Source organism: Bacillus gobiensis, from assembly GCF_001278705.1.
GTDB lineage: Bacteria > Bacillota > Bacilli > Bacillales > Bacillaceae > Bacillus > Bacillus gobiensis.
This window is the reverse complement of the sequence record NZ_CP012600.1, coordinates 2,836,262-2,860,465: the sequence shown is the minus strand read 5'-3', so window position 1 is coordinate 2,860,465 and position 24,204 is coordinate 2,836,262. Positions and strand designations below refer to the sequence as shown.

At 40.6% G+C, this 24,204-nt stretch carries 23 protein-coding genes and 1 pseudogene; 13 read left to right on the top strand and 11 right to left on the bottom strand.

Going from position 1 to position 24,204, the window contains the following annotated elements; all coding sequences use genetic code 11:
• Positions 1-29 precede the first annotated feature (29 nt).
• From AM592_RS14340 to AM592_RS14290, 12 genes and pseudogenes are all read left to right on the top strand, one after another.
• On the top strand, positions 30-650 hold the full coding sequence (locus tag AM592_RS14340; RefSeq protein ID WP_053604423.1) for a T7SS effector LXG polymorphic toxin: 621 nt from the start codon (positions 30-32) through the stop codon (positions 648-650).
• Entirely contained in the window at positions 596-1,348 is a 753-nt protein-coding gene (locus AM592_RS14335; protein WP_082364051.1) for an EndoU domain-containing protein, read from the top strand. Before AM592_RS14340 ends, AM592_RS14335 begins: the two co-directional genes overlap by 55 nt.
• A 19-nt stretch (positions 1,349-1,367) precedes the next feature.
• Entirely contained in the window at positions 1,368-1,730 is a 363-nt protein-coding gene (locus AM592_RS14330) for a hypothetical protein (RefSeq protein WP_053604421.1), read from the top strand.
• 269 nt (positions 1,731-1,999) lie between these two features.
• Positions 2,000-2,452 (top strand): YrhA family protein, encoded by a 453-nt coding sequence (locus AM592_RS14325; RefSeq protein WP_053606121.1) that lies wholly within the window; start codon positions 2,000-2,002, stop codon positions 2,450-2,452.
• A 375-nt stretch (positions 2,453-2,827) separates the two neighbouring features.
• Complete coding sequence (locus tag AM592_RS14320; RefSeq protein ID WP_053604420.1) at positions 2,828-3,409, top strand: TetR/AcrR family transcriptional regulator; 582 nt, start codon at positions 2,828-2,830, stop codon at positions 3,407-3,409.
• Positions 3,410-3,435: 26 nt separating this feature from the next.
• Complete coding sequence (locus AM592_RS14315) at positions 3,436-4,953, top strand: FAD-dependent oxidoreductase (protein ID WP_053604419.1); 1,518 nt, start codon at positions 3,436-3,438, stop codon at positions 4,951-4,953.
• Positions 4,954-5,130: 177 nt separating this feature from the next.
• Positions 5,131-5,256, top strand: a complete 126-nt coding sequence (locus AM592_RS23380) for a hypothetical protein (RefSeq protein WP_312883798.1) — start codon at positions 5,131-5,133, stop codon at positions 5,254-5,256.
• Between the two features lie 301 nt (positions 5,257-5,557).
• Complete coding sequence (locus tag AM592_RS14310) at positions 5,558-6,904, top strand: LLM class flavin-dependent oxidoreductase (protein ID WP_053604418.1); 1,347 nt, start codon at positions 5,558-5,560, stop codon at positions 6,902-6,904.
• Between the two features lie 81 nt (positions 6,905-6,985).
• Positions 6,986-7,999, top strand: coding sequence for an LLM class flavin-dependent oxidoreductase (locus AM592_RS14305; RefSeq protein ID WP_053604417.1), 1,014 nt, complete (start codon positions 6,986-6,988; stop codon positions 7,997-7,999).
• 34 nt (positions 8,000-8,033) lie between these two features.
• Positions 8,034-8,864 carry a transporter substrate-binding domain-containing protein gene (locus AM592_RS14300; protein WP_053604416.1) on the top strand — a complete coding sequence of 277 codons (831 nt, stop codon included), beginning with the start codon at positions 8,034-8,036 and terminating at the stop codon, positions 8,862-8,864.
• Positions 8,865-8,878: 14 nt separating this feature from the next.
• Complete coding sequence (locus tag AM592_RS14295; RefSeq protein ID WP_053604415.1) at positions 8,879-9,562, top strand: amino acid ABC transporter permease; 684 nt, start codon at positions 8,879-8,881, stop codon at positions 9,560-9,562.
• 62 nt (positions 9,563-9,624) lie between these two features.
• Positions 9,625-10,088, top strand: a pseudogene (locus tag AM592_RS14290) (GNAT family N-acetyltransferase).
• A gap of 150 nt (positions 10,089-10,238) precedes the next feature.
• Here AM592_RS14290 and AM592_RS14285 read toward each other — a convergent pair.
• Positions 10,239-11,018: a hypothetical protein gene (locus AM592_RS14285; protein ID WP_053604414.1), complete on the bottom strand. Its 780-nt coding sequence runs from the start codon at positions 11,016-11,018 to the stop codon at positions 10,239-10,241.
• 413 nt (positions 11,019-11,431) lie between these two features.
• Here AM592_RS14285 and AM592_RS14280 point away from each other — a divergent pair, with 413 nt between their 5' ends.
• The gene (locus AM592_RS14280) at positions 11,432-12,523 is read left to right on the top strand and encodes a thermonuclease family protein (RefSeq protein ID WP_225970237.1); all 1,092 of its coding nucleotides are present in this window, start codon (positions 11,432-11,434) and stop codon (positions 12,521-12,523) included.
• Positions 12,524-12,730: 207 nt separating this feature from the next.
• On the opposite strand, the gene AM592_RS14275 is transcribed toward AM592_RS14280, so the two are convergent.
• From AM592_RS14275 to AM592_RS14235, 10 genes are all read right to left on the bottom strand, one after another.
• Positions 12,731-14,095: a twin-arginine translocation signal domain-containing protein gene (locus AM592_RS14275; protein WP_053604412.1), complete on the bottom strand. Its 1,365-nt coding sequence runs from the start codon at positions 14,093-14,095 to the stop codon at positions 12,731-12,733.
• Between the two features lie 132 nt (positions 14,096-14,227).
• On the bottom strand, positions 14,228-15,556 hold the full coding sequence (locus tag AM592_RS14270; RefSeq protein ID WP_053604411.1) for a twin-arginine translocation signal domain-containing protein: 1,329 nt from the start codon (positions 15,554-15,556) through the stop codon (positions 14,228-14,230).
• A gap of 24 nt (positions 15,557-15,580) precedes the next feature.
• On the bottom strand, positions 15,581-17,329 hold the full coding sequence (locus AM592_RS14265) for an ABC transporter ATP-binding protein (RefSeq protein WP_053604410.1): 1,749 nt from the start codon (positions 17,327-17,329) through the stop codon (positions 15,581-15,583).
• 3 nt (positions 17,330-17,332) lie between these two features.
• A complete protein-coding gene (locus tag AM592_RS14260; protein ID WP_053604409.1) occupies positions 17,333-18,535 on the bottom strand; it encodes a nucleotidyltransferase domain-containing protein in 1,203 nt (400 codons plus the stop codon).
• Positions 18,522-19,001: a lasso peptide biosynthesis B2 protein gene (locus tag AM592_RS14255; RefSeq protein ID WP_053604408.1), complete on the bottom strand. Its 480-nt coding sequence runs from the start codon at positions 18,999-19,001 to the stop codon at positions 18,522-18,524. Before AM592_RS14255 ends, AM592_RS14260 begins: the two co-directional genes overlap by 14 nt.
• Before the next feature lies 1 nt (position 19,002).
• Positions 19,003-19,305, bottom strand: coding sequence for a lasso peptide biosynthesis PqqD family chaperone (locus tag AM592_RS14250; RefSeq protein ID WP_053604407.1), 303 nt, complete (start codon positions 19,303-19,305; stop codon positions 19,003-19,005).
• Between the two features lie 3 nt (positions 19,306-19,308).
• Positions 19,309-20,235, bottom strand: a complete 927-nt coding sequence (locus AM592_RS14245) for a phosphoenolpyruvate carboxykinase (ATP) (protein ID WP_053604406.1) — start codon at positions 20,233-20,235, stop codon at positions 19,309-19,311.
• 81 nt (positions 20,236-20,316) lie between these two features.
• Positions 20,317-20,442 (bottom strand): paeninodin family lasso peptide, encoded by a 126-nt coding sequence (locus tag AM592_RS23980; protein WP_148564338.1) that lies wholly within the window; start codon positions 20,440-20,442, stop codon positions 20,317-20,319.
• The gene (locus tag AM592_RS14240) at positions 20,411-22,381 is read right to left on the bottom strand and encodes an asparagine synthase-related protein (RefSeq protein WP_053604405.1); all 1,971 of its coding nucleotides are present in this window, start codon (positions 22,379-22,381) and stop codon (positions 20,411-20,413) included. Before AM592_RS14240 ends, AM592_RS23980 begins: the two co-directional genes overlap by 32 nt.
• Complete coding sequence (locus AM592_RS14235; protein WP_053604404.1) at positions 22,378-23,613, bottom strand: sulfotransferase family protein; 1,236 nt, start codon at positions 23,611-23,613, stop codon at positions 22,378-22,380. The genes AM592_RS14240 and AM592_RS14235 overlap by 4 nt, the downstream gene beginning before the upstream one ends.
• Positions 23,614-24,204: the final 591 nt, after the last annotated feature.

The following is a 24,204-nucleotide window of genomic DNA, read 5'->3' as shown; positions in this document are numbered from 1 at the left end:
ATGAATATCCATGGAAAGGATTTCTCTTTATGACAAAAATATTTGAAGCTGATGCCTTAATTTCTGCAATGGAAAAACGATCAAACGAGTATCAAGAGTTTAAAGAGAAGTTACTTACATTAAAAAAAGCTTTTTTAGAGCTTGCCGATCTTGAGAGTTTTCAAGGAAAAGGCGCAAATGCCATCAAAAGCTTTTATCAGGAACAGGCGGTTGGTGTCGATGGCTGGATCGATCTAGTCGATGAGCAGCTTGCCTTTCTTGACAGTGCTTCCGGATACTTGGAGGATGAAAATGTGTCAGGAAATACAGTCGTCCATCTCCCGTTCTTAGAGGATGAACTGTCGAACGGAATTATTAATGCAAAGAACATGGTCAACGAGCAACGTTCTGAGCTAAAGGAAACGTTACATAAGATTGATGACCTTGTCACGATTCAGCCCTTTAGTAAAAATCCGTTTTATTCAGCAATAAACGATGCTGATCGAAAGCTAAGGCGAGCAAGAGAAGCTGTTCAGAAAGTGGATCATCAATTAGAATCAGAGTATCAATCATCTGAAGCCAACCAAGAGTATGTCCGTGATTTCTTTCAGCAGATATGCAAGATAGACCTATTTCTAATTTGCTGCCGTATGCTCCGCAACATCGATTAGCCGCAGCAGGAGCTTCTGGTGGAATTCCGCACAGTGCAGTAAATGGCGAATGGTTACGGAATCAATTAATGACCATGGCGAAGAAGGAAAGTGATTTTAATAAATCTCCCTTTAATGGGGAAAGGATTAATGAGTCTTCTTTGCAGAATAAGGATACAGGTAAAGGTGATAAGATAGCTAGCGAAGCTTTAGGAACTAGAACTGCTAATAAAGGTGTAGTATTTGGAGATGAGTGGGATGATTTTCTTAAAGGAAAATATGGAGTTGATAATGTAGTTTGGGAAACTGAAACAATTTATGAAATTAACAGATTGGAAAATGTAGATAATTTTAGGTCAGGAGCTTTGGAACATATACTTGAAGGCGAATTGAATGCTCGAGGAAGGGCTGTTGGTTTTCATTATGAAGGAATGCCTACTCAGAAAGGCTCTATTGTTATTGGAACTGAGTCTTTACCTAACTCAAAAGGAGTTTATACTGCAATGGTAGAGGTTGATGATGTAGTGAAAAGTGCAAATTCATCCTTTTTCCCTAAAGATTGGAATCTGCAGCAAATAGTTAATGGTATTAATGAGGCGTATGTAAATAGACAGTTTATCAGTGGTAATAGATATAGTGGTGTTTTATCGAATGGTTTAGAGATACAAATGTATTTGGATTCAAGTGGGAATATAATATCTGCTTTTCCAATATATTAATTATAAGGAGATTTAATTAATGAAATTTTATTTTAAACAGAGAGAGATACATGGTCAGTCAAAAATAATTACGATTTTTGAGGATGAAAAATATATTAGTTTAGAAGATATTTTGAATTTTGAATTGATTTCTGTTGACGAAATTATTGATAAAGTCGATTCTGTTATGTTGGGTAAGAGCTCTTTACAAGAAATAGGAAATGAAAGATGTTTAATTAGTGTTACTAAAGATGGTATTGAAATATCAGATTTATTTGAGGGAATAATTGATGATGACGAACTTTATCCAGTAGTTAAACTATCAAATGATGAGTTTAGGAAGTTTTTGCTTAATTGGAAAAAACAAAAAGAAAGTTTTATGTATTCAACGGATAATTTATAGAACACTAAATTTATTTATAATTTTATAGAAACTCTGTGTTCAAATAAAACAATGAAATTGCAAGATACTTTTTAGAATCAGAAACTCATTACGTAAAGCACTTGATTGTCTTTAGGCAAACAGGTGCTTTTATGTTTTTATCAATGGACAAAACTCTCTAACAAGGGGATTGTCTCATAGAGAAAGTAAAACGATAAATTGGCCAATGTTTGAAGATGATGTTTACCCACCAAATCCTTTTAAAAGAAGGGAAGAGTAGATATGTCACAGTGGAAAGACTTGTTGATAGAAATAGAAAAAATGAAGAAAAATATGGAAGTTCGCTTAGAAATCCAGCATCAGATACAGAAATTATAAAAATGAAACAAACTATTCAGCAGAAATTAGGAAACATTGTATTACCTGGGTCATATATTCAATTTCTAAAGAAAATAAATGGATTAGACTTTAATGGATTAGCAATCTACGGTGTTGATGAAACTCTACGTGATAAGGAAGTAGATGAAGAGGTTCATGGATTTATTGAGATAAACAAGCTTTGGTATGAAAATGATTGGCAAAAGCAATATATATTTTTTGGCGACTCTGATACAGCATGGTATTGTTACGACTTAAAAGAGAGTGTATATGTAGAACTTGATAAACCCTCAGGAACTTTGATTAAGTCATTTGATAGTTTTGATTCCATGTTGAGTGATGCACTTGAAACAATTCTTTTGTAATGAAATTATATGCTTAGGAAAAGTCTTTCTTATGGTTGTGAAAGAATTTATTGATAGAACTTAGTTGAGTCAAACCAAGACGAACTTTTACTTGGTGTTATTGTTAGGAGTAAGAAAATAATTGTTAAAATGTAACCTTGATTGGCAATATGCCTTTCAAGGTTTTTGGGTATATATATTGCTATGGTTAAAAAACTGAAATTGATCAAATAGTCATGAAGGTTTTATCTTCTTAGCAGGACAGTTGATTATAGATGAAAATTCTTCTATTGTAATCTTTTTAGCACAATAAGTCTTGTTGACTTTTAGCAGTTTTTATTTCATATTTAACTTAGTAAGTACTTAGTAAGTTAAGAACTATTTAGGAGTGATCGCATGGAAAAAACACTACGTCAAATACAAGCAGAAGAAACTCGAAATAAACTTTTAACTGCCGCTCTAAAGTTATTTTCTCAGAAGGGATTTAAAGAAAGTACAGTAAAAGAAATTGGTAAAGCCGCGGGAGTCACTGATGGATTAATTTATCACTATTTTAAATCTAAAGACGAATTGCTTAGTGCTGTCCTTGAAAAGTATACCGTTAACCGTTCTCTTAAAGACTCTTTACCTGACTTTAACGAGGAACAAACTCTTCATGAACAACTGACTATATATTTCAAGTTAATGTTCAAATATCTTCGAATGCGTCAAGATTTTATTGTTATGTGTTTTTCAGAAGCACAACGTAACCCTAAAATTCATGAAAAATTATTAGAAATTATTCAACAAGGGTGTAATCAGCTAGAAGAGTTTATTATCGGAAGAACTGACAAGAAAATAGATCAGGTGACAATACAAAATCTTGTTACATCATTTTTTCTTTATTTTATTATGTGGGGAAGGTTTTGCGAAGATGACACGGCTATAAACTATCACCTAGAGCAAAGTATCAAGGATTTTTTAAAAACGATAAAGTAAAGTCAAATGTAAAGGAATGAAAAGAAATGAATACTTTTCATAACGGTGTTCTTATCGTAGGTGGAGGTCCAGTAGGTTTAGCCCTTTCTCTTGTATTATCAAAATATAAGATTCCTTCTCTCATTCTTGAAGCAAGAGATGAGCCTACATCAAAGGATGAATCAAGGGCCATTACATGGATGCCAAGGGGAATGGAATTTCTAGAATGGTTGGGGATATTTAGTCATTTCAATGAAAAAGGAGTACGGCGGATTTTACACCAATTTGAGAATCAACGTGGAAAACTTCTTGGGTGGTCGTTTGATACACTGGAGACTCCCTATCAATTTTCTCTTCAATTACCCCAGCACGATACGGAGGTAATACTCGAAGACATTGCGAGAAAAACAGGAATCGTAGAAATTCGCAGGGGTCATAAGGTATTGGGTGCTGCTCAAACAAAAGATAAAGTTACCGTTAAAGTTCAAAGTAAAGAAGGGTCATATGAACTGTCCGCCCCTTTGGGAGTTGGATGTGATGGAGCGAGTAGTGTCATTAGAGGCAAGTTAGGAATCGATAAAACTTGGAGAGATTACGGTATGGATTCTGCAGTTGCAGATTTTGAAATGGAATGTGGTCTTCCTAAAAACATTTCGAATATTGTTTTGGACCCTTACAGACCTTACGGATTTTTTTATTTTGCACCCAGGAGATGGCGTTTCATTTACCGCATAAATAAAGGTGAGAGTCGGGAAGAGGCAACAAGTGCGGATTTTATAAGCAAGTTATTAAAAGAAAGGTTACCGGATGCTAATGTCCGCCAGATGCTTTGGGCGAGTGCTTTCCGTTTAGGACAAGGACAAAGCCATACTTATAGAAAAGGGAGATGGCTTTTGGCGGGGGATGCTGCTCATGCGATGGGGCCTTCTGCTGGAGCTGGTATGATGGTAGGAATACTCGGTGCCTGGCGTCTTGGATGGAGGCTTGCATTGTCACTGAAAACGCACAAAGATTTCAGTGCTTTTTTGGATGATTACTCTGTAGAACAAAGAGTGGGGGCAAGTGAAATCCAAAACAATAATGCACTGATATTCCGGAATATCGCGATTACCAATCTATTTTTAGCCGAAGGACGTTCGCTTTTGATAAAAACGATTTCCAATTTATCCGCCATTGGGAAGAAAGCGATGGAAAAGGAGGCACTGCTTAGCCAAATACTTCCTGTTGATCACTCATTTGATCAGATTAGGCCAGAAGGAAGCATTTCCTTGAAAAAGTTTGGAAAATGGGTAACGGGCAAAAGGGTTCCCTATATTTTAGAAGAAACAGATTTTCACCCCCTAAGAAAAATGGGTCTGGAGCATTCACTAATTTCTATTGGTCGATATCAACCTGAAGAGGAAAAAAGGTTATTTGCTGATATTTATAAAGGTATAGCTTTTCCGGTTAATAAAGATTTGCTAATTCCAAATAAAAATTCTAAATATCGAAATGGATCACAAGCCTACATATTCGCACTTGTAAGACCGGATCAACATATAATATCTATATTTAAAATAAAATAATAAAATTACATCTGTGTAAAAAAGTTCTGTCTTCTTCATCGAAGGATATATTTACAGCAAAACAACTTAGAGATATTCATATTGGTGAACCAGAATAAAAGGTAACTTGGTATCATCATCATAAAATACGGACACCGTGGCTTCAATAACTGGATCATTGCAGGAGTGTATTTTAAAATGAACGAAATTCCAGAAGAATGGTTGAAAAAAATAGTTAGAAAGCAAGACATTGATGAGTTAATTAAAAAATTCTATGAGTTTTGTACTAATAAAGCAATTAAAGAAGAATACGGAAGTCTCTAAAGATTAGGCAGTAGTCGCAGCGTGAAGGAATGGAGATAGCACCTCGATTGATAATGTTATTCATTTTTAAAAAAGTATGATCAGAAGTACCTCGAAATAAGGTTACCTCGTTTTTTAATCCTTAGCGTTGCACTCATAATACATAATACTCAAAAAAATAACAATGGATTTTTCATCTTATTGATAGAAATATCTATTCAATAAAGAATTGACTAGAAATTATGACGAGTGTATGATAGACAAATAAAACATATATGATAACTAGGAATTAAAGCGGTTAGCTGAATGAAGGGGGATTATTGTGGCGTTAAAGCGTAAATTGAGAATTGGAACAATGTTAAATGGGTCAGGAGGGAATATGTCATCCTGGCGCCATCCTAAAGCAGTGGCGGATGGAAGCATTAATATTGGGCACTATCGAAAACTTGCCCAAAAAGCAGAAGAAGGAAAGCTAGATTTCCTATTCGTAGCCGATGGCCTTTACATAACCGAGCAAACCAGGCCTAATTTATTGAATCGTTTTGAACCAATTACACTAATAACTGCATTGGCAAGTGCGACTGAGCATATTGGAGTGGTAGCTACTTTGTCTACTACCTATAGCGAACCATTTACAGTTGCCAGACAATTTGCGTCAGTAGACCATATTAGCGGAGGGCGTGCGGGATGGAATGTGGTGACTTCACCTCTTGAAAAATCCGCAGCTAACTATAATAAAGGTTTGCATCCTGAGCATGATTTGAGATACAAAATTGCCAGTGAATATTTAGAAGTTACAAGGGGTCTTTGGGATTCATGGGAGGATGATGCTTTTATCCGGGATAAAGAGTCGGGCGTCTTCTTTCATCCAGAAAAGCTGCATCACTTACATCATAAAGGTGAGTTTTTTTCTGTCGAAGGACCGCTTAATATCGGTCGATCCCCGCAAGGCCATCCGCTTATTTTTCAAGCAGGATCATCAGAAGCGGGGATGTCATTTGCTGCTCGTGAAGCAGACGCGATTTTCACCAGGCATTTGACACTAAAAGATGCACAGAAATTCTATAAAGATGTAAAAAACCGGGCAGATAAAGCTGGCCGCGATAAAAATGACCTGTTTGTTTTCCCTTCTATTACTTCGTTTGTCGGTGAAACTGAAGCAGAAGCTATAGAAAAATATCAACAAGTGACAGAGCTTGTTGATGAAAAAGCTGCACTGGATTATTTGGGGCGTTACTTTGATCATTATGATTTTACGCAGCACCCGCTTGACGAGCCTTTCCCAGACATTGGAGATTTAGGGCGCAACGGATTCCAAGCAACAACAGAACGGATTAAGCATATTGCAAAAAACGAAAATCTAACATTACGTGAGCTTGCCTTTAGAATTACAACACCTAAGGATGACAATGTTTTTATTGGTACGGCTGAGCAGGTAGCTGACTCCATTCAGGAATGGTTTGAAGCGGAAGCAGCAGATGGCTATGTACTCGGTAATCAAATTCTGCCGGAAGGACTTAATGATTTTGTTGATAAAGTCATTCCAATTTTACAAAAGAGGGGCCTATTTCGTACAGAATATGAGTCAACTACTCTACGAGGAAATTTAGGTCTGGATGTCCCGCGGAATCGTTTTGTATCTGCGCAGGATAAAGTACATAATCGTTGATAGAACGGATATATCGCTATCATTAAACCTACTATATTAATGAGTTTAATAAGATTAAATGACTGAAAGAAGGAAAGATTCATGAAACTAAGTATATTAGACCAAACTCCGATTAGCGAGGATGAGATGCCAAAGGATGCCTTTCTTCATACGATTGACCTGGCTCTAAAAGCAGAAAAATGGGGGTATCACCGTTTCTGGGTATCAGAGCATCATCATTCACCGAAAGTGGTTGGATCAGCTCCAGAGGTTTTGATCTCTTACATTTTAGCTAATACGAGCAAAATTAGAGTTGGATCAGGTGGGGTTATGCTTCAGCATTACAGTCCTTATAAAGTAGCAGAGGTCTTTCATGTGCTAGAAGCTCTTGCACCAGGAAGAGTCGATCTTGGAATTGGCAGTGCTCCTGGTGGTCTTCCTCTCTCTACTGAGGCGCTGCAGCAGGGGAACAGCGGTAAAACTCTTGAAGAAAAATTGCTGGAATTAAGGCAGTTTCTACACGGCACTGTTCCTGCTGAACATAATCTTTATGGGCTGAAAGCTATTCCTGAACCAGAAAATTCACTTGATTTTTATTTATTAGGAACAAGTCTTAAAAGTGCAAAAATCGCATCTGAATTTGGCAGTCCTTATGTATTTGCCCAATTTATTAATAGTGATAGTGATGAGCTTGAGGCAGCAATTCAACAATATCGTTCTTCGTATAAATTTCGCAGTGCTGAGAAATCTGCTTATGTTATTTTGGCGGTGTCTGTCATTGTGGCTAGTACAGATGCTGAAGCGAAAGTGCTGAAAAGCAAGGAACAGCATGTAAAAATCACTTTTGAAGATGGGACAAAGATTAACGTGGACGACATACAAAAAGCAGAAGAATTTGTACGTCAGTCTGAAAAACTGGCAAAAATTGAAGTGAAGGAAAAAACGGTAATCGCTGGTTCACCTTCAACAGTATACGAAGCTCTTGATGAATTAAAAAAGAAGTATCAAGTGGATGAGTTTATCATTGTCACAAAAATCCAGGATCGTAAAAAGCGGCAGCGGTCCTATGAACTGTTGGCTGATGAAGTAAAAAGTAAATCAAAGTCTACAGTATAAACAATAAAAACATACCTTTAGGAGCGAATACTCTGTGAAAAAACGAAATTTCATACATATAACATTAATTTTATTTATTTTTATTCTTATTCTTGCAGCATGCGGCCAAAGCGGGGAATCCAACTTGGCAGGAAAGCAAGAAAAAGCAGCAGAGGGTAATAAAGTGATTCGGGTTGGAACAAGCGGAAAAACGATTCCCAGTTCCTATTATGATGATAATAAAAAGTTGGTTGGCTATGACATAGACGTTATTAATGAAATAGCAAAACGAAGCGGTTATAAGGTTGAATACACAGTTGCAGATTTCAGTGGTTTATTTGGTTTAATCGAAAGTAATCGAATTGATACGATAGCCAATCAGGCTGAGATCACTCCCGAGAGGGAAAAGAAATTTAACTTTACGGAACCATATGTTTATTCAGCGTGGCAGCTGGTTGTACGCGGTGACGATGATAAAATCCGATCACTAGAGGACTTAGACGGAAAGATAATCGCACAAGGGATGGGAACCGCAAAGGAAAAATATTTAGAGGATTATAAGAACAAACATGGCATTGATTTTGATCTGAAATCATACGAGGATAGCGGCGGCATTTTTCTTGATATCGTAAACAAGCGTTTGGATGCTAACCTTGTAGACTATCCAAGCGGGCTTATAAAAATTGAAAAATCAGGACTTGATTTAAAGTATGCGGGGGATCCGTTTGAACCCACTGTGTTCGCTTTTCCTTTTAAAAAAGATAATCAAGAGCTTCAGAAGCTTTTTGATGAAAAGCTGGCTGAGCTTAAAGAAGACGGCACATTGAAAAAGCTTTCAGAGAAATGGTTTAAGCTGGACGTGACGAAGCCCTTAGACATTGATTGAGAAAGGAGAAACGAATGGATTTTGATTTTAAGTATTTAATAGAGATGTTTCCTCTTCTGATACCGTATGTGCCTATGGTATTAATAATGGCTGTGTTATCTACTTTTTTTGCTATTGTATTAGGGCTTTTGCTTGGATTGATTACTAAAAGCAAAATACCTGTGCTGTATCAAATTACACTTGTCTATATTTCTTACTTTAGGGGAACTCCTTCTCTAGTGCAGATCTTTCTGTTTTATTTTGGTTTGCCGCAGCTGTTTCCGCAATTCGCTTTTATTAATGGTTTTACAGCTGTGATTATTGCTCTCAGTTTAAGAAACTCAGCTTATCTCTCAGAAGTCTTTCGTTCTGCATTATCAGCAGTAGAACGCGGGCAGATGGAGGCGGCACTTTCTGTAGGAATGACGAAATGGCAGGGGCTTCGCAGGATAGTCTTTCCACAAGCAACCCGAATAGCCATCCCTCCTACCGGAAATTTCTTTATTATGATTATTAAAGAAACCTCACTTGCATTTACTATTGGATTAACAGATATGTTTGCCCAGGCAAAGCTTGCTGCAGCAGGAACATATAATTTTTTTGAAAGCTATCTAGCTGTTGCAATCATTTATTGGGGACTTACTGCATTGTTTGCTTTCATTCAATCATTGTATGAAAAAAGATTAGATAAGCCTTATGAACAGGGAGTAGCTGTTTAATTAATCGGTGGATTAGACAAATCAATCAATAACAAAAGGTCGTAAGGAGGATAGAGCTTGCTATGGAAAAATTCCGATCGGCTGAAGTTAGTGATGCAAAGATTCTGTTAGATCTAACACAGAGAGCGTACAGGCCAATTCGAGAGCTCGGCATCACATTTGATACTGCATATGCAGATTTGGATTTTGTTAAGAAAAATATTAAAGATAATCTTTGTTTCATCTTAGAATCAGAAGAAGGAGAGGTTCTGGGCACCATCTCTTTGCGCATGCCTTGGGGTGACCATCCGGGACCATTTGGAGTCCCTCATATCTGGTGGTTTGCCGTTGATCCTTTAGTAGGAGGAAGTGGTGCGAGGAGAGTGTAGTGAGAGATCTTTTGAAAAGCCCGGCGGTCTCACTTGGAACAGCTGATAATCACCCATGGCTGGTTCAGATGTATGAGCAACGAGGCTATCGCATCCTCTCCCGCCGAGATTCAGGTAAGGGTTATGGAATTGTATCCATGAAAAAAGAATTGTTATAGCAGATAAATCAATGGAATCATAGTGTTGTTTTTAAATATAACTGAGAGTCTAACATCATGATATTAAAAACCCTTCCAATTGGAGGGGCTGCTTTATGTCCATAACGGTAAAAAACTCAAACATTATTGTGGAATAAATTTACCTACGGCTCAAATCTCTAAGAAATGAATACGGTCCAGGGACGGTATCTCAAAGGCTCGGATACCGGTTCCACCAAAAGACCCCTCATTAGACCAAAGCGCACACCGGGGTGCAAATGTGATGTTATCAAATTCCAAGTCTTCGGTGACTTCGAAGCCGGTACCGGAAAGAAATCGATTGGAAGTTTCATTGCCTGCTGTATCCGTCTGAACAGTATAAACCCGAACGTCATTAAATTCATTTCCAAGATTTATGACTAGATTAAGCCATAGGTTTATTCCGTCAGATTCAACGCCAGTAACCCTACTGGAGAAGCCATCTTGTGGAGGTGTTTGGAAACTGTTAATGAATGAACCGTCCTTACGGATGTTGTATACAGATCCCCCTAAATTCGTGCTAAAGAAGAGCGTATCAGTAGCCGGATCAACGGTAATACCACTAACGAATCCAGGAAATCTGTCATCCGGGTCAAGTGGAACTGTGTCACTATAGTTGATTGTATCAAGGACAGCCGCCTCATCCCCTGATATGGAGATTTTATCTATGTCAGAAGTTCCTTCGAATCCACCAGCCCAAAAAACGCCTTCCGTGCTGTCAAATTTCAGAGCACCGTAATCAATGCGTGTAGGGATGGATGATACAAATGTACCTGTAGTGGTCACCCTGTGGATATTTCTATCTCCAACCCTTGTGAGATAAAGAAACTGACCATCAAAAGCAACAGCACGGCCGAAACCACGGGCTTCGATGGGAGCTTGAAATTCGCGAAGAATATCTCCTAATGCCATTTGTTAATTCCTCCTTCATTGATCTCATGATATGGAAGGTCTGACATAGTCCTTTTTTCCAACCGTTATTGTATTGTATGAATCTATTGATGTTGTGCTTCTCTATCATTGAATAAGAATTGTAAGAAATGGATTGGACAGTAGTCGCAGCGTGAAGGAATTGAGATAGGAAATGAGAAAGGTATTTATAATGGCCGTTTTTTTAATAGTAGATGTTTCATTGCATTCCAATGGAGTGTTAAAAACGCAATAAAATATTTAGTTCCTTTTAACTGCACCTAGATTGATCGTAACGAAACTCCCCCCGACCATAGTCACTTCCTAACAGCCTTTACACTTTATTAACCGATTATTTATATCAATAAAACAATGGTATGATCTAATAAAGGAGCTAAATAATGTAAAGGAGGATTATGATGAAAAGACGATTGTTGACTTTCGCTTTGCCAGTCGTTGTTACTCTTATTGCGTTTTTTGGTCTGTTTCCGAACACTTCATTTGCTGCTACATACAATGCTACCATTGATAGGGTGGTAGATGGTGACACAGTTTATCTTAATGAAACTATCAATGGGACTTACAAAGTAAGAATGCTTTCAATCGATACTCCTGAAACCAATTATCAAGGAGAAGCTCAAGAGCCATGGGGTACTGAAGCTAAAAATTATTTGAATCAACTTCTTCCTTCTGGAACTCAAGTAACGATCGAAACTGATGCTGAGGAAACCGATGCTTACGGCCGGTTGCTTGCTCACGTTCATAAAGGCTCTTTAGATGTAAATGAAGAGATGGTTCGTCAGGGGCATGCCGCGACTTATTATATTTGGCCAAATATGCTTCATTTTGAGGAGTACCAGCAGGCTTATTTGGAAGCGAAACAAAACGGCCGGGGAATTTGGGATCCGTCTAATCCTATGCAGGAACTGCCATTTGAATTTCGTGATCGTGTCTCTGGACAATCTCAAGATAAGTATGTAGGAGATTTCTATACAAATAAGTATGTTGTACCTAGCGATTATCAACAAATTCCGATTGAGAACCGCGTGTACTTCTTTAATGAGTCAGATGCTCTTTCTGCTGGATATACAAAAGAAGGTTCATCTGGAGGCGGTGGAGAGATTTCTGATGAGCTGGTAATCAATGAGGTGCTTCCTGCATCCGGGACTCAATATAGCAAAGAGTTCGTCGAAATTTATAATCCTACCGATTCTGCTGTTGATTTGTCTGGATATATTCTTGATGATTATGTCGATGCTGGTTCTGCGCCTTATACGATTCCAAGCGGCACGACGATTCCTTCTAAAGGATACTTTGTATGGGAACCAAGCAACTACTATAATAACTCTGGCGACGACGTGACTTTAAAAACTCCAAATGGGGCAGTCATTGATCAGTATCACTACGGTTCTGCTTCTGCGGATAAATCCTGGGTACGTCTGCCGGACGGAGGAAGCTGGTCTTCCACAATGGATTCTACGCCGACCAAGGCAGCTTCTAACAATTAATCAAAAGACTGAACATCGTGTTTTGCTGCTCCTTAAATGAGGCTCATTTAAGGAGTATTTTTTATCCCATCGAATTTTTTTCTTCACCAAATATCCTCATTGAAATAGGGGAGAACCGGAAATGTTTTTTTCGAGGAAGATCAGCGGGGGAGAAGTGATTTGCCCCCGCTGATTGAAGCTTCATATTAAAGTGATCCTCTTCACATATTACACCATAAAATACTGGTATCTCGATCCGATATCAAGGACTGAGAGTTTGGCAGTGACACCGGATTCAGGGAAGTTCTTATTCGTGATAACCAGCTTTCCTGATTCCACTGAAAACGTTGGACCGTAATACATTGCGGCGTTGTGATTTTTGTGATTCGCTAAATTGGTGACTGTCCCTTTATCATCTCCGACATTTCTGTATACAAGCAGCGTATAGGCATAGTTGTAGTCAGCAGCTTGCAAGTAGATGGTGATAATGGAAGATACTCCGTTTGTAACGGCTATCGTCTCATTGGCACCAGTCGTTAATTGAAATAAGTGCTGGCTTTTTTTAGTTTGGACATTGATGGTTCGGTCAGGATTGACTTGCACTCTGTCACATAAGACCAGGTTTCCGAGCTGTGATTGATCGTCAAGCGCTGATACGGCACCAATCAAATAGACAGGACTGTCTTTTTTAGATACCATTTCCACTTTATATCCGGAATCGCCGTGATCAAAGTTCTCGATCGAAATCGTTCCGTAAAAGGTGGCAGGTTCATTCCCGTCGTTTTTAATAATCGGTGTTTGACCTCTTGTCCAAATGTTGAATTCCAATGGGGCGTTAAACGGAATACAGTTTTCACCAATCCTGATTTTAGGCTCTGTTTCCTCTGCACCTTGGTTTATCGTGCAGCTTCTAATTCCGGTGCCGTGAAAGCTCTCGACGTTGTTTGATTGCTTGTACTCGACAGCTGTTTTGCAGGAGCCTCTGAAGTCGCAGTGTGAAGCGGTACATGCTTCCGTGAATTCTTGTAAGATCTCATTATGAAACAAGATACCCACCTTGTTCAGCTCAAATTGGCAAAAGTCGACACGAAACCCATTGACTCCGGCAATTTCGATTCCGATTGAATTCTCGTTTCCGTGAAAACCAACGCCAAACAGCATTCCACCAGTCATCATACCCCAGCCGCCATGTACTTTGATTGCCGGTTTACCAGCAGGAAGGTTTTCGCCGTTAATCACGGTGCGGCGGAATCCTTTTCCGAAGATCAGAGGCTTTTTATCGCCGCTGTCTATCAGAATTGTATCTGAAATCACATACGGTTTATTTTCATTAAGATGAATCGGAATCCAGCCTTCATTTTCCGATGCATTAATCAATCGCTGAAGTCTTTTCGTGTCATTGGTTTCTCCATCTTTCCGAGGAAAATCCGAACTCTTTACGCCGTCAATATTCGAATAGGCTTGGGCCGTTTCAGTTTCGAACATTCCGGGAATCCCCATTGCACCCGCCGATAGTGCCAGTGCGCCTGCACCTACTCCTCCAGCTTTTAAGAAGTCACGTCTGTTGTATCGATTTTCTTTTTGATTCGTCATAAAAGTACCTCCCAGTACGATGATTTATTGATTTTAAGTAAAATATTCTCACGACTTGTTCTAAGGACTCTATGATTTTCTGTTTGACATCAATTATGCTGGCGTTTTCTCAACATTAATTAATATGCAGTGTTAGAATATTGCTCCGATATCAAGAACGGAAACATAGGCACTGACAACGTCTGCAGGAAAGTTGTTATTCGTAATGACTAGTTTCCCTGTTTCTACTGAAAAGGTTGGGCCGTAATACATAGCGGCATTATGGTTTTGGTGAAGCGATAAGTTAGTGACTGAGCCTTTATCTTCCCCATCATTGCGATGAGCAAGCAGCGTATAGGAATACTCGTAATCTGCTGCTTTTAAGGATACGGTAATAATGGAAGATATTCCGCTTGGAATAGAAATTGTTTGATTAGCGCCTGTCGTTAACTCAAACACGTGCAGGCCGTTTTTTCTTTGAACGCTGACGGTTCGGTCAGGGTTTACTTGTACTCCTTCACACAAGACTAAGTTTCCGAGCTGTGATTGGTCGTCAAGCGCTGATGCGGCTCCGATAAAATAGACCGGTCTGTCGTTTTTGGAAACCAATTCTGTTTTATATTGGATATCGCCTTGACCAAAGCTCTCGATGGAAATGTTCCCGTGGAAGGTCGCAGGCTCTTTTCCTTCGTTTTTAATAATCGGTGTTGTCTTTCTTGTCCAAATATTAAAATCCAATGGGGCGTTAAATGGGAAACAGCCTTCACCGATTCGGATTTTAGGCTCTGTTTCCTCTGCACCCTGATTAATCGTGCAGCCTTTAAGGCCGGAACCGTGAAAGCTCTCAACGCCGTTTGATTGCCGGTACTCAATTGCTGTATTGCAGGAGCCTCTAAAGTCACAGTCAGATGCGACGTTATACTCTGTAAATTCGCTATATCTCTCATTATGAAACAATATGCCAATCCGGTTAATCTCGAACTGGCAAAAGTCGATGCGAAACCCGTTTGTCCCGGCAATTTCGACTCCGATTGAATTCGAGTTTCCGTAAAATCCAATTCCGTACAGCCTTCCGCCAGTCATCACTCCCGAGCCGCCGCTGACTTTTATCGCTGGTTTACCTGAGGGAAGTTTTTCGCCGTTAATCACGGTTCGGCGAAAGCCTTTTCCGGAAATAAGTGGCTTTGTATCGCCGCTGTTGATATGAATCGTGTCTGTAATGACATATGCATTGTTTTCATTAAGATGAATAGGAGCCCAGCCTGCTGCTTCCGAGGCATCAATCAATCGTTGAAGTCTTTTCGTATCATCGGTTTCCCCTTCATTCCGGGGGAAATCAGAGCTCTTTACCTCTTCTATTTTCGAAGCGTCCTGGGTTGCAGCTTCTGACTTGCCGGGGAATACCAATGTTCCAGCCGCCAGTGCACCTACGCCAATTCCACCTGCTTTTAAAAATCCGCGTCTGTTATATCGATTACTCATGAATAAGCCTCCTGCTACGATGATTTATTGATTTTTAGCTGTAAATAATGCATGAATGTTCTCGTTTGCTTTCGTATTGGCTGTTTGAATGTTTCCTTTTTCAATGACAATGACCTGATCAGCTGCTTGAATTGCAGACAGCCGATGAGCGACGACGACAATAGTCACTTGTTCTTTTAATCGATGTAAGGACTCTAATATGATTTTTTCATTCTCGGTATCAATTGCGCTTGTTGCTTCATCTAAAATCAATAGGGACGGTTTTCTAAGTAGTGCTCGGGCAAGAACGATTCTCTGACGTTCTCCGCCTGACAGCCGCACACCTCTGTCTCCGAGACGTGTGTCCAGTTGATCCGGCAGGGCTTCGACAAAATTCGCGGAAGCGGCACGCAATGCCTCCCATAGTTCTTCCTCTGCAGCCTCCGGTTTAACGAGAAGCAGATTGTTCCGAATCGTGTCGTTAAATAAAAATGGGTCCTGCGGAACATAGCTAATTGACGGCTTCAGCCGGCTCATCATTTCTTCCGTCATTACTTCCTCATCCACTCGAATCTCGCCTTTTTCCGGTTGGTTCAGCCCCATTAAAAGATCGATAAACGTGCTTTTTCCCGCACCTGATTGACCGGCGATCGCTGTCATTTTGTTGGCCGGTATAGTTACGTTGATATCCTGAAGCGTGTATTCTTCAATTGCAGGATTGTAACGGAAATCAACATGTCTGAATTCAATCGAACGGGTAAGATGAATCGGGTTTCCCTTTGATAAAAGAAAGCTTTGCTTCGCCTCTGCGCATTCCTTTTGCAGTTCGATGATGCTTTGGAACGCTGGCAGAAGAGAGCCCATATTTTCCAGACTCGACTGGATTTTGGCCAGCTGCGGCCATAGTCTGGCAAAGATGACGATGATTAATAGAATACTTGCTGACGGAAGCTTAAGAACTTGAACGGACAGAAAGACGAATGCGGCGATGACGGCCCCTGCGGATATGCGGTACAGAAACGTAGAGTTTGCGCTTAACACGGCAAAATGTATCGTATTTTTCTCCAACCGCCGGCAAAGATCGCGAAATCGGTTGAATTGCTTTTCTTCAAGCTGGTTGCTTTTAATATCTTTGATCCCGTTTAGATCATCTGTCAATTGCCCCATGTATTCATGGGCATATTGAGTCGTGCGTTTTCCCAGCAGATTGGCCTTCTTTACAAGCCTTCTTGAAAAAAGAGCAAGAATGGCGCACGAGCACAGAACAAAGGCGGTCATTTCAAATGACAGCCAAAAGGCGATCGCTAACTGAATGAGTGTGAAAATGACAGATGCGATCAGCTGTAAAAATAGATTCGTTCCAGAACTGACCCGGGCCAGTTCGGTCGTCATCAGGTTGCTCAACTCGGATTTTCTTTTTTTTAAGAAAAATCCCCAATTGGCTTGGATGAGATCCCGATAGGTTTGCAGGCGCAAATTGAGCACGAAGCCTTGCTTGATTTTTGCATTCCATATTGATTGCTGCCTCTGAAACAACCCAGTTGCAATAATAATAAAGAGAAACAAACCTAAAACGATTGGCAAGTTTAATGCTTCCTCTGGGAAAAAGCCGGACACCCATGAAAAAATGGTTCCATTTGCATCCAAGACGCCGATCAGACTCAGCATCGGAATGATTAATAAAATGCCGATTCCCTCTAAAAAGCCGACGGCGACCATACCGAGCAGGTTCAAATAAAGAACGCTGCCTGTGTGAGAGTGCAGGCTTTTAGCAAAATGAAACAATTCCTTCATTATCTACACTCCCTCAAAAGCTTTATTTTTTCTTAGCTTTCGTACAACGACTAAAAAGGGACGGAGCACAAAGTACAAGCCGTGCAAGTATTTCGGTAATTTAATGAGAGCTTCATCTCTTGGACTTGGATAAAACAATACGATTAATAAGGCCAAATACTTTTGCGAAATTGTACCATTCAAAGCAAACAGATACCGCTCATGCTTTGTGCGAATATGCTCGGGAAGCGGAGTTAACACAAGAATCGACGTAATATAAATCAGTGCTTGATGGGCCAATTTATAAGAGCCTAATTTTAGCTGCTTCATCATATTCGCGGATAAAGGCGTTTGAAATAGCTGATGAGCCAAGATCAAGGCTTGCCCGACGAGGATCATGTTCTTAAAATCATTTTTTCTCAACAGCTTGTCCGGGCTTTGCATCTGATCGGCGCATCTATGTATATCATAGAGCCATTTCAAACGAAACCATCCGTGACGAGCTCCGTGGGATATGAGATATAAAAATAAATCCTTATCACCCGGATAGTACACTGGAACGCTTGTCAGCTTCGACTCATTTTTCCGCGCCCACAAATCTTCGAACGAAGGCTCTTTTGCAGGAAACGGGGATAGCCTCCAGTGAATTTCAACGGATGTCTTCCGTTCCTTATGGTGATATTCAAAATGATGCTCCCGCCATTTCACTTCGTTCAGTACGGTATTAGCCTCATCCTTTTCATAGCCGAGCTCAAAAAGCATCTGTTCTGTTCTTTCCAGATCCTCCTTCGGCACAAGAATGTCTAAATCCTTAGATTTTCGCATCGAAATATCACCATACAATTCATGAGCAAGGATCGGTCCTTTTAAATGCAGGGATCTGATGTTGTGTTCATGAAAGGCTTTAGCGACACGGTCCATTTCTCCGCAAAGGTAGAGAATTTTTAGCGTATTGTTTTGATATCTCATTTGCAGCGCGCGAACGACGATGGAAGGAACCCACTTTTCCTTTACAGATTTTAGCTTATGGTAAAGGACAGGATAAAGATGATGATGGTCGGCAAGCTTGATAAAATGATCCCAGTTAGCTGCAGCAAATAAATGCTGATGCTCTTCCAGCATTTTTTCATTTTCTTTCGGAAAATTGTCCAGCTTTAAAAACAACAGCAAAAGCTGCAGCTCATTCGGAAAGCTATCGACATCGATTGCATACTTATCCTTTTTCATGTTGAACAATCTCCTCTTCCTGAGTCTTCCATGCTTTCGCATAGGTTGCGACCACAGTAAACTGATCCATCACATCGTCACCGGTTACGTAAATATCTCCACTCCTAAGCCAGGCGTGGGCTATCATTTTTCCGTTTTCATCCTTGCCAGTCCCAAGGTAAAGGGTGCTTTCAATTCCTCGGCGCTGCAGCATATTCATGCCCGCAAAGGCTCTTGCCAAGCAGTGGGTCTGCCAAGGGGTATGGCGGTGCATCAAGGCGATCGCCCTGGCAACCTGTCTCACTTTTCTTGCTTCCTCCGCATTCGCAGCGAGCGGGGTTTCCTTCATATGAAACCCAAGTGAGGGCGCGACCTTTGAAAAAGGGAGCCAAACCATAACTCTTCCCTTGGCCAATGCGACAACTGCTTCGACGAGCAGTAATTTTTTTGCGCGATTGAGAGCTAAAAATTTTTTTAGCTTTCCCATGCTACATCACTTCTGATCCTTTGCCGGACTGAATCAAGCCTTCCTTCTGCAGGTTTTCCAAAAAGGCGATGACCTGCCTTTCGCATTGCTCGCGGTTGACGTCATATTCGGACTGGAGGTGTGTGACCAAATCACTGACTTTGATCGGCCTGACAGCAGCATCCCAGATCGCGCCGCCAATTTCTCCAAGATTATAATACTTGCTGTTTTTAATGCTCATCATTACTTTTTCTCCATCCATATTGCTGGCGATATATCCTTCGTTTTGCGCAACCACTGAATCAGGAGTGATCTTTTTATCCATGAGTTATACCTCCCTTGAAATTTCTTCAACAACGTGTTCGGCAAGCAGCTGCGCGGTAAACCCTTGCTGCGGCCGCTTCAGATGATAGATTGCCGTGTGCCCCGCAATCTGTGCGGATGTATTGAAATGCCATTCCACTAAATCAAATTTTTGGATAAGAAATTGGCGGAACGTATGCCGGAATAGCAGCTGGATTTTCTCCAAAGGCTTTACTTGCTCAAGGATCACATCCTCGTTATCTGTTTGGACTGAAAGCTCGAAAATGCCTGTAAGCGGTGTGAGCTCTTTACAGAATTCGGCATCTCTAGGAATGGCATATTTTGTTTCCCGATCAGCGAGAGGCTTATAGTCCTCTGTATTCAATGAGAATTCTAGAATGCTGTTTTCCCAGAGTTTTTGCTGAGGATAGGCGGGAATAACATACGGCACACCTTCTTTAAAGGAAAGAGCTATCAAATCATCACTCAATAGCTTGTACCCCTTCTTCATAAAAACGGAAGAGAGGGTCGATTTTCCTGCGCCTGACTCACCTACGAACGCATAGGCTTTTCCGTTCAGAACAATGGCGCTCCCGTGTAAGGGAAGAATGCTGTTCTGCAGAAGAAGCGCGCCCATACAAGAACCCAAAATGTACAAACGGATTTTATCTTCTGTTGATCCCGGCAATGGAGAAATGAAAATGTGCTTTCCGTCTATTACTTGATAGATAGCGTTCCCCGGCACCTTGAATATAAAGTAGCCTTTTTTTGCGACCGCAACCTGCTTTTGGCCAAGAGAATGGGAGTTCCATTCTTGTGAAAGATCCTTATAGCGTATCTCGACATCTATTTTGCTGTCTGGTGCTGCCTGCATAAGCTCCGGCAATGCGATATCACTATTTATACGTAAACCAAACGCCTCATAACAGGGTTTAGTAGGATTATCGATCATTATTTCATTCACCCCTATGCTTGAAAAAGCCCCCATACGTTCTTAGTATAAGGGGCTGATTGTAAAAGTTTTTCTTACCGATTAGCTAGGGTTGGTGATGTCTAAGTCATCGTCAGAGACAATGTCAATGCAAGTAGTACCTTTACCAGCCATTGTTTGATTCATGTTCAATACTTCAAGAGTAGGCTCGTTCCAAGTCTTTTTCATATGTATCACCTCCTTTACTGGATCGTTTTAGAAAGCGATAGAAGATCAAGCTTCTCATCGCAAATCGGATTTCTTTATTAAATGCCTCTTCTACCGGAGGGTTTTTATCCAGTTTTGAAAGAACCGTTTGAATAAAAGGGATGCTGATGTATTCAGCTGCTTCCGGATCTTTTACCATATGATTCAGTTCATTAAGAAAACTTTCCCAATGAGGCGCAGTCCGGTGAATCCAATCCGAAGCCTGTATGCCTCTTGATGTATGATTTAATCGAACCTTATCTGGCAAATATCCTTTCGTTGCCCGTCTGATGAGGGCGCGATCGACGCCGTTTTGAACATATTCTTCAAATGGTACGGACAAGCAAAATCGAACGACTCTCGGGTCGCATGTAGGATCGCGCTCCCACACGCCATAGGCTAACGAAAGCTTTGTTGCCAAATTGCCGTTTTTTGATGGAATCTCAAGGCTCTCCATTTGGTACATTCTTGCCTCGATGGAATCCTTCGGCCCGTTCAATGCAAAGCTGTTTCTTTGTGAAATTTTTTCATAAATATTCGTTTGTTTTGCAAGCTCCGGCGAAATAATCGAGAGCTCCTCGCCAGATTGCTTTTTCCAGTTAAAGGACTCTGCGGCTCGATTCAATAGGATGGACAGGATTCGTTTTCGGCCAATACCTTTGATTTCAGAAAAATGCTTGATTTCTTTTTGCAGCTGATACCATTTCCCTTTTTTCAATAGCTGGACGTAATAATCAAGGGCGGGCCCCCATGAAATCGTATAATTGCCACGTGATCCTGTGAGCAAAATTCCCGCGCCATCGGCTTGGGCATGTTCGTAGCACCCTCTCGTCCAAAACGTTGCTTCAAAATATTTATACGGCATTTCTAATAAATCAAGCCATACGTCTACCTCGGAGAAGGGGCTTTTTCCTTTAAAATCAAGGTAATGGTCTTTAATATTTCCGACATGGTTGACCGTTGATCGAATGTAGGGACGTTCGTCAGCAAACGACCGTTTCGGCGTCCAATCAACAAAATCCTCCGGCGGAATGTAGCTGTAGGTGTACAGCGATTTTCCTTCTGTTCTCAGGTGCTTGGAAGCAAAGCTCGCAACCGAACCAGAGTCCAGACCGCCGCTTAAATGGGAAGCGACATTTTTATAGGTTCTTGTTCTTGCTCGTACTGCTTCTCCAAAGACATCCCGGAAAGCCTCTTCATAATCGCGCGGGTCTTTCAGCCGTAAAGGCTCTGTATCCGCAAGTCTTCCGTATCTTTTCAACTGAAGGCCCTCCGTGGTTACAGTCATGCTGTGGGCAGGAGGGATCTGCCTGATGTCCTTGTAAAGCGTAGATTGAACGTCAGTTGATTCATACATCCTTGACAAGGCTAAAAACTCTGCAAGCCATTCCTTGTTCCATTCTCTTTGAATGTAGTCGAGAGAAAAGAGCGGCTCGATCAAGGTACAAAAGGCAAAACGGTTTAGATCTTTATAATAGTGAAGCGTCCGGCATCCGAGCATATCGCGCGCGCCGAAAATTTTCTTCTTTTTTATGTCCCAGATGATGTACGCAAAATCTCCGAGCAGATGCTTAGGCGAATTCTCGCCCCATTTTGCGTAAGCAAGCAAAATTAGCTTGCTGTCTGTAATAAGCGGCTGGTCACTAGCTTTTATCTGCAGCTTTTCAAACAATTCCTCGCGGTTATCCAATATCGAGTCAGAGGTGATAACTAGCTCTCTTTCCTCATCGTGATAAGGCAAGCGTTCCTCGATCGATTCAGGTGTAATCCACTGGGCATGGCAGCCGAGAAAAACGTTATGATCGTGCCACGTTTGTGTAACATCGGCAGGGAATGGCAGAAGCCGGGTCATGAACTCAGAGCTTTGGAATGGTGAGACAGGTTCTTGGTTAAAATGGACGAGACCCAGGATCGCACTCATTTTTTCTGACCCCTTTGCTCGGCCAGGTTTGTCAAAAATCCACTGAAAGGGATAAGCGACTTAAAGCGATTGAATCGAGTTCTTACTGATTGAAGTTCCTGCATAAGCTTTGTTTTTTCTGTCAAGTTCGTTGCCAGTCTTTGCTCTAGTGTTTTAATGGTAATATTCATCTGCTGGATTTCATTAAGAAGCTCCTGCCGTGAATCGGAAGGATGTTCTTCGTTTGTTGTTACATTTGAAAAATCTTCCGACTGCACTGCTTGCATATGATATGCCTCTTCCCATTCAGTTTCAGAATTATTCAAAAATTGCTTCCTTACCTTTTGGATAAACTCATGATCAGGATCTTGTTCAAAGCGGGCGCCTGTGATCTTTTCAGCCTCCTGAAGCTCTTTTTCATAGCCCAATTCACGAAATACATTGGCACCAAGCAGGCGGCAGTAGGCTTCGATTTCTTCCTTCGTTAAAAGGTCCTTCCAGATTTCAATCGAATCTGTGTGAGCTTTCGAATGCTCATATACATTTGGATCACCGACCCCCATGCTGGCAAACATTCTCCCTTTAGAGCTGTCCAGCTGGTCTCCGTATATCTCCATTCCTTCCTCGTAGGACACGTTCAAAAATTCACATAGCTTTTCAACCTCATATTTCGGATTGGTGACGAGCCGTTCATAGGAAAGTCGAAAGGCCTGCGGGTGATCAGTTGAAAAATAATCATAATAGCGAAAAAATCCGACCGTTAAATCAACTATTTTTATATTAAACGTAGGTTTACTAAGTTCTTCGATCAGTGAAAACGCCTTCTTATTCTGGTTTACTTTTTTATAGGAAGCCAGAATACTAAGGGGGTTCCGGATCAGCCAGATTCTCTTAGACTCTGGAAAAAGCCGGTCAATGAATTCTAAAATGTAGTAATACCGCGGGGATTTATCAACGATCAGGCTTGCATTACTTGAATGAAGCAGACCGTTATAAGTCTCAAGGGCAAACGCTCGGGCTGAATCGACAAAGGCATTATCAGTCACCATTCCATTAAAAAAACGGCTGATAATTCTCTTCCCTCCGTACGGACGATTTTCCGGTCGCTTTAAATCATAGAGGCTCATTAAATACCACATTTCTTGGGTTGCAAGCACTTTACTGTGATTTTGCAGCAAAATAGTAGAAAGAGAGCTGCCGCTTCTCGGAACACAGAGAAGAAATACTAGATTCTTACCGGTTTTATCAATCAAGATTTCAGCCTCCTTTACAAAGAGATACAAAGAGATCGTTTGCTAAAAAATGGCATTTCATCCCACGGTTCTACATAATATTCGGTTTCGAATTGCTGTTGAGGTCAGATTACATCAGCTTTCAGGGGTTGTCAATCAGTTGTTCTAATTATAGGATTATAGCCTTAACCCGCTAGGCACAGCGGATTAAGCGGGTCGAATAGGATAGGTCATTAGATCCTTGCGTAATGATTCATCTATGAATATAGGGGTCAAATGTATAAAAAAACGTTGAAATTTATTAAATTGTTATTTCAATTGTTACAAAAAGCAAAGAATTGAAGCAATTTTAAGTAAAAATTAGAATTATTTATGAAATGTTTGGTAGGTCTTTCCGCCGAGTCACTTATGTACTGATTGACTTGAACACGCGGGAATAGAAGGTTAATAAAATAAAATAAAAACCGCTTTTACCAAGAGTTTTTAGGCAGAAAAAAATTTTAATCAACAGCCTAGTTAATCTGATACAGCATTCGGTATAAAGCGGTTACATAGTAGGAAAGAAGTATGTCATGCTAGAGAGGTTTTTTAGGTGCTTCAGTGGCGATGATA

Excerpts from the sequence above, each read along its gene's own strand:
- AM592_RS14340 (WP_053604423.1), top strand. The coding sequence starts at position 30 with ATGACAAAAATATTTGAAGCTGATGCCTTAATTTCTGCAATGGAAAAA.
- AM592_RS14335 (WP_082364051.1), top strand. The coding sequence starts at position 596 with ATGCAAGATAGACCTATTTCTAATTTGCTGCCGTATGCTCCGCAACAT.
- AM592_RS14330 (WP_053604421.1), top strand. The coding sequence starts at position 1,368 with ATGAAATTTTATTTTAAACAGAGAGAGATACATGGTCAGTCAAAAATA.
- AM592_RS14320 (WP_053604420.1), top strand. The coding sequence starts at position 2,828 with ATGGAAAAAACACTACGTCAAATACAAGCAGAAGAAACTCGAAATAAA.
- AM592_RS14315 (WP_053604419.1), top strand. The coding sequence starts at position 3,436 with ATGAATACTTTTCATAACGGTGTTCTTATCGTAGGTGGAGGTCCAGTA.
- AM592_RS23380 (WP_312883798.1), top strand. The coding sequence starts at position 5,131 with ATGAACGAAATTCCAGAAGAATGGTTGAAAAAAATAGTTAGAAAGCAA.
- AM592_RS14305 (WP_053604417.1), top strand. The coding sequence starts at position 6,986 with ATGAAACTAAGTATATTAGACCAAACTCCGATTAGCGAGGATGAGATG.
- AM592_RS14295 (WP_053604415.1), top strand. The coding sequence starts at position 8,879 with ATGGATTTTGATTTTAAGTATTTAATAGAGATGTTTCCTCTTCTGATA.
- AM592_RS14285 (WP_053604414.1), bottom strand. The coding sequence starts at position 11,018 with ATGGCATTAGGAGATATTCTTCGCGAATTTCAAGCTCCCATCGAAGCC.
- AM592_RS14280 (WP_225970237.1), top strand. The coding sequence starts at position 11,432 with ATGATGAAAAGACGATTGTTGACTTTCGCTTTGCCAGTCGTTGTTACT.
- AM592_RS14275 (WP_053604412.1), bottom strand. The coding sequence starts at position 14,095 with ATGACGAATCAAAAAGAAAATCGATACAACAGACGTGACTTCTTAAAA.
- AM592_RS14270 (WP_053604411.1), bottom strand. The coding sequence starts at position 15,556 with ATGAGTAATCGATATAACAGACGCGGATTTTTAAAAGCAGGTGGAATT.
- AM592_RS14265 (WP_053604410.1), bottom strand. The coding sequence starts at position 17,329 with ATGAAGGAATTGTTTCATTTTGCTAAAAGCCTGCACTCTCACACAGGC.
- AM592_RS14260 (WP_053604409.1), bottom strand. The coding sequence starts at position 18,535 with ATGAAAAAGGATAAGTATGCAATCGATGTCGATAGCTTTCCGAATGAG.
- AM592_RS14255 (WP_053604408.1), bottom strand. The coding sequence starts at position 19,001 with ATGGGAAAGCTAAAAAAATTTTTAGCTCTCAATCGCGCAAAAAAATTA.
- AM592_RS14250 (WP_053604407.1), bottom strand. The coding sequence starts at position 19,305 with ATGGATAAAAAGATCACTCCTGATTCAGTGGTTGCGCAAAACGAAGGA.
- AM592_RS14245 (WP_053604406.1), bottom strand. The coding sequence starts at position 20,235 with ATGATCGATAATCCTACTAAACCCTGTTATGAGGCGTTTGGTTTACGT.
- AM592_RS23980 (WP_148564338.1), bottom strand. The coding sequence starts at position 20,442 with ATGAAAAAGACTTGGAACGAGCCTACTCTTGAAGTATTGAACATGAAT.
- AM592_RS14240 (WP_053604405.1), bottom strand. The coding sequence starts at position 22,381 with ATGAGTGCGATCCTGGGTCTCGTCCATTTTAACCAAGAACCTGTCTCA.